The sequence below is a fragment of the Pinirhizobacter sp. genome (assembly GCF_035317885.1).
Classification (GTDB): Bacteria; Pseudomonadota; Gammaproteobacteria; order Xanthomonadales; family Rhodanobacteraceae; genus Pinirhizobacter.
The window spans coordinates 1-7,281 of record NZ_DATHFX010000226.1; the positions used below are offsets into that span (position 1 = coordinate 1).

Genomic DNA, 7,281 nt, shown 5'->3' on the forward strand with positions numbered 1-7,281 from the left:
GGGAGTCATGAAGCGGCTCATGGCTTGGCCCCCTTGGCGGCGGCGCCCTGCGGGTGCGTATCGGTGTTGGCCGCCTCGTCATCTTCAAGGTAGCGATAGGTCTTGACCGTGCCCTGCAGTACCAGCAGGCCGCCCGGTACCGGGTCGCCTCCCTTGACTGCGGCGGATTTCGGACTCAGGGAAACGTCATGCAGCGTCAGGATAACGACGCGCGGAAGGGAGGCCACGCCGCTGATGAACGCACCGAACTGGTGATAGGTGCCTACCATGCGCAGGGTGATCGGCTTCTCGGCGTAGAAGTCCTTCGGCGTTTCGGCACCGGGCTGGAACAGCTCGTTCTCGATGCCGGCGGCCAGCGCCGTCTGCGAGATGTCCACCAGCAGCTCGGGCATTTCGGTCTTGCTGGGCAGCTGGCGCAGCAACTGGCGCAGCATGTCCTGCATCTCGTTGAGCTGCTGCTGCAGCGCCTCGAGGTTGGCGGCCTTGGCCTGCTTGGCGGAGAACTCGCTCTTGAGCGAAACTTCCTGGTTGCGCGCGGTTTCCAGGTCGTCCTGCTGGGTGGAGACGAAGAAGTACCAGCCGGCCACCACGATCACGATGAAGACGATGGCGGTGAAGAACAGCTTGATCGCCTTCGGCCAGCCGCCAACGTTGTGGCGGTCGAGGTTGCGCAGATCGTCAAAGAACTTCATTTGCGTGCCCCCCCGGCAGTGGCGGGACGGGCCGGGGCGGGCGCCGTGCTGACGGCGGCAACCGGCGGCGGTACGCCTGCGGGCGCTGCTGCGGGTGCGGCCGCGGGCGGCGTGCCCGCGGAGGCAGCCGGCGACGGCAGTGCGGACAGGGCGGCATTGGCCAGGGGTGCCGGCACGGCCGGGGCGGCGCCGGGAGCCGAGGCTGCGGCAGGCGATGCCGCGGCGTCCGCACTGTCACCGGTGGGCCGGGAAAGCTTCACGTCCAGGCCGAACGAATAAGGCATGCGCGAGGCGTCATGGCTGTTTTCTGTCTTGCGCAGGTCCACATGGCCCATCCAGGGCGAGGACTCGATGTTGCGCATGTACTCGGCCACCGAGGCATTGGACTGGGCCACGCCGTCGAGCGAGAGCGAATCGCCGGTCTGCTTCATGTTGGAAAGGCGGGCTGAGACGGGGATGGTCTTCACCATCTCGTCGAACAGATGGACCATCTGCGAGCGGTTGGCCTGCAACTGCTCGATGATCTGCTTGCGCTGGAGCAGGCGCGAGCGGGTTTTTTCCAGGTCCTGGATTTTCGCGATGCGTTCGTCCAGCTGGGTGATCTCGCCCTTCAAGTAGGTGTTGCGATCGTTCTGGTTGTCGATGCGCATGTCCATCCACAGCACCCAGGCGAACGCCACGACCACGCCAACGAGCGCTGCCACGCCCAGCTGCATGTAGAACTCACGCTCTCGCTGCTTGCGGCGCTCGGCGCGCCACGGCAATAGATTGATCCGTGCCATCAGTCGAAGCTCCTCATGGCCAGGCCGACCGCGATCATCAGCGCGGGAGCGTCCTGGGCCAGTGCCTGCGGCTGCACGCGGCTGGACAGCGCCATGCGCGCCAGCGGGTTGGCCACCACGCACGGGATGCCCAACTGGGCTTCGAGCAATTCGCTGATGCCCTCGATCGAGGCGCAGCCGCCGGCCAGGACCACCTGGTCGACGCGGCTGTACTCGGAACCGGCGAAGAAGAACTGCAGCAGGCGGCTGACCTGCTGGACCAGGGCTTCCTTGAAGGGCTCCAGGGCTTCCGCTTCGTACGATTCGGGCAGGCCGCCCTTGCGCTTGGCCCGGCCGGCTTCCTCATAGGAAAGGCCGTAACGGCGCATGATTTCGTCGGTGAGCTGCTTGCCACCGAAGACCTGCTCGCGGGAATAGATGGTGCGCTGGTTCTTCAGCACCGCCAGGGTGGTCATGGTGGCGCCGATGTCCACCACTGCCACCAGGGCGTCGCGCGGCACGGAGAGCTGGTCGGCCACCATGCCGAAGGCGTTCTCCATGGCGAAGGCCTCGACGTCGACCACGCGGGCGGACAGGCCGCCCAGGTCGAGCGCGGCGATGCGCATGTCCACGTTCTCCGTGCGGGAAGCCGCAAGGAGCACGTTATTCATTTCGGGGTTGTCCTTGACCGGGCCCAGCACCTCGAAGTCGAGCGAGACTTCCTCGATGGGATAGGGGATGTACTGGTTGGCCTCGATCTGGATCTGGCTTTCCAGGTCGTCCTCGGCCAGGTCCGCGGACATCGGGATCAGCCGGGTGATGACCGCCGAGCCCGCCACGGCGGCAGCGCCGTGCTTGAGCTTGGAGCCGGAACGGGACAGGGCGCGCCGGATGGCCTCGCCGACGGCCTCGACCTCGACGATGTTCTTCTCGACGACGGCATTGGGCGGCAGCGGCTCAACGGCGTAGTGCTCAACGCGGTACCGCCCGCCAGCCTGACTTAACTGGAGAAGCTTTACGGCAGTCGAGCTGATGTCGACGCCGATTAACGGCGGCGCCTTCGGTGTGAAAAGCCCCACGATGTCCCCCTTCCCCTGCGTCCCGTTAGGTTTTTGTTTGGACGCCAGGGCATTAGATCGAAAACTTAATGCTTTAGCAATGGGTCGCAACCCTTTGGTTCGGAACTAAATCACAAGTTCGTCATTCCGAGCCATAAGCCCCTGTCCCGGGGACGGGTAAGCCCCCGCCGCTAGGGCGGAATCTCGCGACCCCCTATACTCGGCGCCACTTTCGCGCCCACGTATCCCTAACGACCATTCATGGCAATACTTAAGCGTTTGCTGCGCTATGCGCTGATCCTGGCCCTGGTGGGCGTCCTGCTGGTGGTGGCGGCGGTCGGGGTGGCCTACTGGCTCCTGGCGCCCCGGCTGCCGGCGGTGGCCGTGCTGCGGGATGTCCACATGCAGGTGCCCCTGCGCATCGAGACGGCCGATGGCAAGCTGATCGCCACCTTCGGCGAAACCCGGCGCGTCCCCGTGCGCATCGCCGACGTACCGGCGAAGATGAAGAACGCCGTGCTCTCGGCCGAGGATGCCGATTTCTACAGCCATCCCGGGGTCGACTGGCATGGCATTGCCCGCGCGGGCATCCATGTGATCACGTCCGGCGGCGACAAGGGGCCCGGCGGTTCCACCATCACCCAGCAGGTCGCCCGCAACTTCTTCCTGAGTCCCGAGAAGCTCTATTCGCGCAAGCTCACCGAGATCTTCATCGCCCTGCGCATGGAGAACGAGCTCACGAAGGATGAAATCCTCGAGCTGTACATCAACAAGATGTTCCTCGGCCACCGTACCTACGGCCTGGGTGCGGCGGCGAGCTTCTACTACGGCAAGACGCTCGACCAGCTCACCGTGGCGCAGTCGGCGATGCTGGCATCGACCTTCCAGCTCCCCTCAGTGGTCAATCCGCTCAATAACCCCAAGCGCGCTATTGGCCGCCGCAACTGGGTGCTGGGCCAGATGCTGTCCAACCGCTTCATCACCAAGGCCGAGTACGACCAGGCGATCGCCGAGCCCAACGATGCGTATCCGCACGAGCAGCCGATCGAGGTGGATGCACCGTACCTGGCCGAGATGGCACGCCTGCAGGCGATCGAGAAACTCGGCAACGACGCCCTGGTGGAAGGCTATACCGTCAAGACCACGGTCACCTCCGCACGCCAGGACGCGGCCAACACCGCGCTGCGCGAGAAGCTCTCCAGCTACGACCGCCGCCACGGCTACCGCGGTCCCGAAGGCCACGACGAACTGCCGGCGGGTGCCGGCACCGAGGAACTGGACCGGGTGCTGGCCGGCTACATGGCGGCCGGCGGCATGCAGCCGGGCATCGTCACCGAATCCACCGCCAAGCAGGCCACGGTGTACCTGTCCAGCAAGGAATCGATCACCCTGGACATGGACGCGGTGGCCTGGGCCCGGCGCTATGTCAACGAAACCAGCGCCGGCAGCGTGCCCAAGAGCGTGGACGCGGTGGTCAAGCGTGGCGACCTCGTCCGCGTGCAGCGCAACGAGCAAGGCCAGTGGGAACTCACGCAGATTCCCTCCGTGCAGGCGGCGCTGGTGTCGCTCGATCCCGAGGATGGCTCCGTGCAGGCGCTGGTGGGTGGATTCAATTTCCAGCGTTCGAAGTTCAACCGCGCGGTGATGAGCGCGCGCCAGCCAGGCTCGAGCTTCAAGCCGTTCCTGTATTCGGCGGCTTTCGAGCGCGGGTTTACCCCCGCATCGATCGTCAACGATGCACCGGTGGTGTTCCCCGATCCGTCGCGGCCCGACGGCATCTGGGCCCCGTCCAACGACGACGGCAAGTTCGACGGCCCGATCCGCCTGCGCGAGGCGCTGGTGAAGTCGAAGAACCTGGTGTCGGTGCGCCTGCTCGACGCCATCGGCGTGCGCTACGTCCGCGATTACGCCACCCGCTTCGGCTTCACGCCCGATGCCATCCCGCAGAACCTGTCGCTTGCCCTGGGCACGGCCTCGGTGTCGCCCATGAGCATGGCCCGCGGCTATGCGGTATTCGCCAACGGCGGCTTCCTGGTCACCCCGTATTTCATCTCGCAGATCAATGACCGCAACGGCCAGGCCGTCTATGTGGCCAATCCGGCACGGGCCTGCGTGGACTGCCAGGAGCGCCTGCTCGATACCACGCCGCCCGGCCCGCCCCCGCCCTCCACGCCTTCAGGCCCCGCCAACGCACCGGCCACCAGCTCCACGGCCGCCGTGATCGGCGATGCGAAATTGCCCGATGACGCACACACCACCGGCCCGCATCCGCCGCACCTGGCCCCGCGCGTCATCGACGTGCGCAACGACTACCTGGTGACGTCGATGATGATGGACGTGATCCGCCGCGGTACCGGTTCGGCCGCGATGGAATTGAAGCGCGACGACCTGGCCGGCAAGACAGGCTCCACCAACGACCACCGCGACGCCTGGTTTGTCGGCTTCAACGGCAAGGTCGTGGCCTCGGTATGGGTGGGCTTCGACGATTTCACTTCGCTGGGCAAGGGTGAATTCGGCGCCAAAGCGGCACTTCCCATCTGGCAGGACTACATGGGCGCGGTGCTGAAGGACACGCCATCGGCCACGCTGCCGATGCCGCCGGGCATCAGCACGGTGCAGATCAACCGCAGTTCCGGCATGCCCACCAGCGCCGGCGACCCGGACGCGATGAGCGAGATCATGAAGGTCGAAGACGTCGACCGCCTGCGCCAGCAAGCCCAGCAGCAGCAACAGCAGGACGAGACCGACCAGCATTCCTACGATATTTTCTAGATCGACAACGGTTGGGGGTCAGAGTCATGACCCTGACCCCTTTACCCCGTTACTTCGCCGTCACGCCAAAACCTGTCAAAACATGTAATCTCACCCCACGTCCTGCACACGGGGTCATACGCTCATGTCACGAGGCGAACACCACCGCATCCACGCCCAGGACCGCAGCCAGCGCAGCCGGCTACGCATCGCCCAGGAAGCCGCCCGGCTGATGAGCGAACACGGCATACGCGACTTCCACCATGCCAAGCTGAAGGCCGCTGAGCGCCTGGGCATCATCGACGACCAGGCGCTGCCGCGGAACAACGAGATCGAAGAAGCCTTGCGCGAGCACCAGCGCATCTTCAAGGGCGATTCGCAACCGCAAGCCTTGCGTGCCCGCCGCGAGGCCGCGGTGGAAGGCATGTTCTTCCTGCGCGGCTTCGATCCACGGCTGGTGGGCGCGGTACTGGAAGGCACCGCCGATGAACACTCAGCCGTATGCCTGCATGTGTTCAGCGAAGATCCCGAAGCCGTGCCGTTGTTCCTGACCGAACACGGCATCCCCTTCGGCACCCAGGTGCGCCGCCTGCGCATGACCCGCGACGACCAGGCCGAATTCACCGCCCTTACCTTCAACGCCGACGGCATCGCCTTTGACCTTACCGTGCTGCCACACGATGCGTTGCGCCAGGCACCGCTGGACCGCGTCGACGAAAAACCCATGCGCCGCGCCAACCGCTCGGCCGTGCAAGCCATGCTGACTGAAGAAGACATCGCCCAGTGGGATGATGGTGCGCAAGCCGGTACCGCGTCGGGGCGCTAGGCAAGGTAGGCGAGCAGGCCCTTGACCAGTGCATCGAACAGGGCCTTGCATGCCCCCTGGCCACGCAGGTCGCCGTGCATCACTACCCAGCATTCCAGCGGCAAGGCCATGGTAGGCAGTACGCGCACCAGCGCCGGCTCCCGCGCGGCCAGCGGAACCTGGCAGAAGCCGATGCCAAGGCCTGAGCGCATGGCCGCCAGTTGCGCCATGTTGCTGTCGCTGCGCAGTGCGAACATCTCGCGGCGCCATGGTGGCAATCCGGCCGACATGCGCCGGATATAGGGCAATGCCTGGTCGAAGCCGACCAGATCGTGCGAGGTGAGATCGTGCATCTGGCGCGGTTCGCCCCGTCGCTCGAGATATGACGGGTGCGCATGCAAACCCAGTTCGATCGCCCCGATGCGCCGCGCAAGCAGCGCTTCCTGCACTGGCGCCACCATGCGCACGGCCACGTCGACATCACGCTGCAGGAGATCCTGGTTGCGATCGGACAACACCAGTTCCACGACCACACCAGGACATGCCTGGCGAAACGACGCAAGGATCGTTGGCACGACCTCGATACCGATCACCTCGGATACGCCCAGGCGGACGGTACCGGCCACCGTGTGGCGGACGGCATGTGCATGACGCTCAATCGCCTGCGCCGTGGCGCGCATGGATTGAACGAAGGGCCGCAAGGCTTCGGCCGCATCGGTAGCGGCCAGGCCCGTGGGCGAACGGGTAAACAGCGTGGTGCCCAACGCTGCCTCCAGCAGTTCCACATGACGGCCCAGGGTGGGCTGTGCGAGCCCAAGGCTGCGTGCCGCGGCCGAGAGCGAGCCTTCTTCCAGCACGGCAAGGAAACTGCGGTAATGCTGCCAATCCGGTTCGTTATCCATACATTTTTGTATAGCTAGTCAACGAGTAAGTCAATTTCTTTCTAGCTTACGGCAGCGCATCCTGTGGCCCTTACTTCCACGGGAACAGTTCATGGCGACGCAAAACACGGCACTGGTTCTGGGCGCTACAGGAGGCATTGGTGGCGAGGTAGCAGGGGCGCTCCTGGCCCGCGGCTGGGCGGTTCGCGCGCTCATCCGGCACGAACCGCCCTCGGATGCCGATCACCGCATCCAGTGGCAACGCGGCGACGCCATGGATGCCCAGGCCGTGCGCCGCGCCGCGGAAGGCGTCGGCCTGATCGTGCATGCGGT

Annotated in this window: 7 protein-coding genes; 3 read left to right on the top strand and 4 right to left on the bottom strand. The window is 65.4% G+C overall.

Features of this window, described 5'->3' with window-relative positions; translation table 11 throughout:
• Window positions 1-17 precede the first annotated feature (17 nt).
• From pilO to pilM, 3 genes are read right to left on the bottom strand one after another with little or no spacing between them, the layout of a single operon-like run.
• Window positions 18-692 carry a type IV pilus inner membrane component PilO gene (pilO, locus tag VK519_RS07335; RefSeq protein ID WP_324348618.1) on the bottom strand — a complete coding sequence of 225 codons (675 nt, stop codon included), beginning with the start codon at window positions 690-692 and terminating at the stop codon, window positions 18-20.
• The gene (locus VK519_RS07340; protein WP_324348619.1) at window positions 689-1,474 is read right to left on the bottom strand and encodes a PilN domain-containing protein; all 786 of its coding nucleotides are present in this window, start codon (window positions 1,472-1,474) and stop codon (window positions 689-691) included. The genes pilO and VK519_RS07340 overlap by 4 nt, the downstream gene beginning before the upstream one ends.
• A complete protein-coding gene (gene pilM / locus VK519_RS07345) occupies window positions 1,474-2,532 on the bottom strand; it encodes a pilus assembly protein PilM (RefSeq protein ID WP_324348620.1) in 1,059 nt (352 codons plus the stop codon). Before pilM ends, VK519_RS07340 begins: the two co-directional genes overlap by 1 nt.
• Window positions 2,533-2,772: 240 nt before the next feature.
• Between pilM and VK519_RS07350 the strand changes: the two genes are divergently transcribed.
• Window positions 2,773-5,283, top strand: coding sequence for a penicillin-binding protein 1A (locus tag VK519_RS07350; protein ID WP_324348622.1), 2,511 nt, complete (start codon window positions 2,773-2,775; stop codon window positions 5,281-5,283).
• Between the two features lie 124 nt (window positions 5,284-5,407).
• Complete coding sequence (locus tag VK519_RS07355; protein ID WP_324348623.1) at window positions 5,408-6,088, top strand: hypothetical protein; 681 nt, start codon at window positions 5,408-5,410, stop codon at window positions 6,086-6,088.
• On the opposite strand, the gene VK519_RS07360 is transcribed toward VK519_RS07355, so the two are convergent.
• Complete coding sequence (locus VK519_RS07360) at window positions 6,085-6,969, bottom strand: LysR family transcriptional regulator (RefSeq protein WP_324348624.1); 885 nt, start codon at window positions 6,967-6,969, stop codon at window positions 6,085-6,087. The two genes, VK519_RS07355 and VK519_RS07360, sit on opposite strands and share 4 nt — an antisense overlap.
• A gap of 91 nt (window positions 6,970-7,060) precedes the next feature.
• Between VK519_RS07360 and VK519_RS07365 the strand changes: the two genes are divergently transcribed.
• A partial coding sequence (locus VK519_RS07365; protein ID WP_324348626.1) for an NAD(P)H-binding protein occupies window positions 7,061-7,281 on the top strand: 221 nt, incomplete at its 3' end.

Bases quoted from the DNA above. Each gene is read 5' to 3' on its own strand.
- pilO (WP_324348618.1), bottom strand. From the start codon at position 692: ATGAAGTTCTTTGACGATCTGCGCAACCTCGACCGCCACAACGTTGGC.
- VK519_RS07340 (WP_324348619.1), bottom strand. From the start codon at position 1,474: ATGGCACGGATCAATCTATTGCCGTGGCGCGCCGAGCGCCGCAAGCAG.
- VK519_RS07350 (WP_324348622.1), top strand. From the start codon at position 2,773: ATGGCAATACTTAAGCGTTTGCTGCGCTATGCGCTGATCCTGGCCCTG.
- VK519_RS07355 (WP_324348623.1), top strand. From the start codon at position 5,408: ATGTCACGAGGCGAACACCACCGCATCCACGCCCAGGACCGCAGCCAG.
- VK519_RS07360 (WP_324348624.1), bottom strand. From the start codon at position 6,969: ATGGATAACGAACCGGATTGGCAGCATTACCGCAGTTTCCTTGCCGTG.